This window comes from Azospirillum sp. UFLA03-27, assembly GCF_059803775.1.
In genome coordinates this window covers 1-2,119 of record NZ_JAUQTX010000464.1, presented here as the reverse complement: position 1 = coordinate 2,119, position 2,119 = coordinate 1, and the positions used below count along the sequence as shown (strand labels likewise).

At 67.2% G+C, this 2,119-nt stretch carries 3 protein-coding genes; all 3 read left to right on the top strand.

Annotated features, from left to right (window positions below):
* Positions 1-741: M48 family metalloprotease (locus Q4I23_RS32365; protein ID WP_498528961.1), on the top strand; the 741-nt coding region annotated here is incomplete at its 5' end.
* A 91-nt stretch (positions 742-832) separates the two neighbouring features.
* Positions 833-1,765: an exopolyphosphatase gene (locus Q4I23_RS32360; protein WP_498528960.1), complete on the top strand. Its 933-nt coding sequence runs from the start codon at positions 833-835 to the stop codon at positions 1,763-1,765.
* Between the two features lie 8 nt (positions 1,766-1,773).
* On the top strand, positions 1,774-2,119 hold a 346-nt coding region (locus tag Q4I23_RS32355; RefSeq protein ID WP_498528959.1), incomplete at its 3' end, for a hypothetical protein.

Here is a 2,119-nt window from a genome sequence, read left to right as displayed (position 1 = left end):
GACATGGTGCTGTCCATGTACGGCGCGCGGGAGGTCGACGCCTACACCGCCCCCGAATATTACGGCATCGTCCAGCAGCTGGCCGAGCGCGCCGGCCTGCCGATGCCGCGCGTCTACATCATGGAGAACGACCAGCCCAACGCCTTCGCCACCGGGCGCAACCCGGAGAACGCCGCGGTCGCCGCCACCACCGGCCTGCTGCGCCTGCTGAGCCCGGAGGAGATCGCCGGCGTCATGGCGCATGAGCTGGCCCATGTGAAGAACCGCGACACGCTGATCATGACGATCACCGCGACCATCGCGGGCGCCATCTCCATGCTCGCCAACTTCGGCATGTTCTTCGGCGCGTCGCAGAGCAACAGTCAGAACGGGCAGGGCGGCAACCCGCTGGGGCTGATCGGCGGCATCCTGATCGCCGTCCTGGCCCCCTTCGCCGCGATGATCGTCCAGATGGCGATCAGCCGCACCCGCGAGTACGAGGCCGACCGCATCGGCGCGGAGATCTGCGGGCGCCCGCTGTGGCTGGCCGACGCGCTGACCCGCATCCACACCTACGCCCACCAGATCCCGAACTACGCGGCGGAATCCAACCCGGCCACGGCGCACCTGTTCATCGCCAACCCGCTGCACGGGCGCAGCCTCGACAGCCTGTTCTCCACCCACCCGAACATGGAGGAGCGGGTGCGCCGTCTGCGCGGCATGGCCGGCCCCTCCTTCATGCCGCGCAGCCCCTGGGGGTGAGCGGAGACGGCTCGGTTCGCGGTTGCGTGACGAAAGGCGTAAGACTACTTTCCCCCTGCTTGCCGATTGTGGGGCGATCAGGGGGAACCGCATGTCCGACGTCACGAAATACCGCCTCGTCACCCGGTCCGACTTCGACGGGCTGGTCTGCGCCGTGCTCCTGAAGGAGCTGGGCATCCTCGACGAGATCAAGTTCGTGCATCCCAAGGACATGCAGGACGGCAAGGTCGAGATCTCCGACCGCGACATCACCACCAACCTGCCCTATGTGCCCGGCGTCCATCTCGCCTTCGACCACCATCTGTCGGAGACGATCCGCGTCGGCAAGCGCGACAACCACATCATCGAGGCCGCCGCCCCCTCCGCCGCCCGCGTGGTCTACAATTACTACGGCGGCAAGGAGCGCTTCCCGACCATCTCCGACGCGATGATGGCCGCGGTCGATCAGGCCGATTCCGCCCAGTACGGCATCGAGGACATCCTGAAGCCGCAGGGCTGGGCCCTGCTGAACTTCATCATGGACGCGCGCACGGGCCTCGGCCGCTTCCGCGATTTCCGCATCTCCAACTATCAGCTGATGATGGAGCTGATCGACTATTGCCGCAGCCACGGCATCGACGAGATCCTCGCCCTGCCCGACGTGAAGGAGCGGGTGGACCTCTACACCGAGCATGAGGCGAAGTTCTCCGACCAGCTCGCCCGCTGCAGCACGATCCGCGGCAACGTCGTGGTCATCGACCTGCGGCGGGAGGAGACCATCTACGCCGGCAACCGCTTCATGATCTACGCCATGTATCCGGAAGCGAACGTGTCGATCCACGTGCTGTGGGGGCTGAAGCAGCAGAACACGGTGCTGGCCTGCGGCAAGTCGATCATCAACCGCAGCTCCAAGACCAACATCGGTCCGCTGATGCTGGAATATGGCGGCGGCGGGCACGAGGCGGCGGGCACCTGCCAGGTGGACAACGACAAGGCCGAAACGGTGCTGGAGGAGATCGTCGGGCGCATGCGCGCCGACGGCTGACGGGAATCGTGCCGGATCTGTTTCTCGACAAGACCCCGCTGTTCGAGGCGGGGTGGCTGAGCGTTTCCACCGCCACCAGCCGCGATGACGTGCTCCTCCGCATCGCCGAGGCTGAACGCCGTGCCGAGGCGGCGCTGGATCAACTCGGGCGGACGCTGACGCAGGGCATCGCGGCGGCGGAGCGTGACCGGCGCATTGACGCCCTGCTGGCGCTGGAGACGCGCGGCATTCCCGCCTCCAGCACTGCGGCGGACGGGGCGGTGGAGCGCGTCATAATGGAGGTCGGCTTCCGCAAGCGCGACCTGATGCCCCGCTTCCACGAGCTGGCCGAGCAGTGCCGCGCCGTCCACCGCC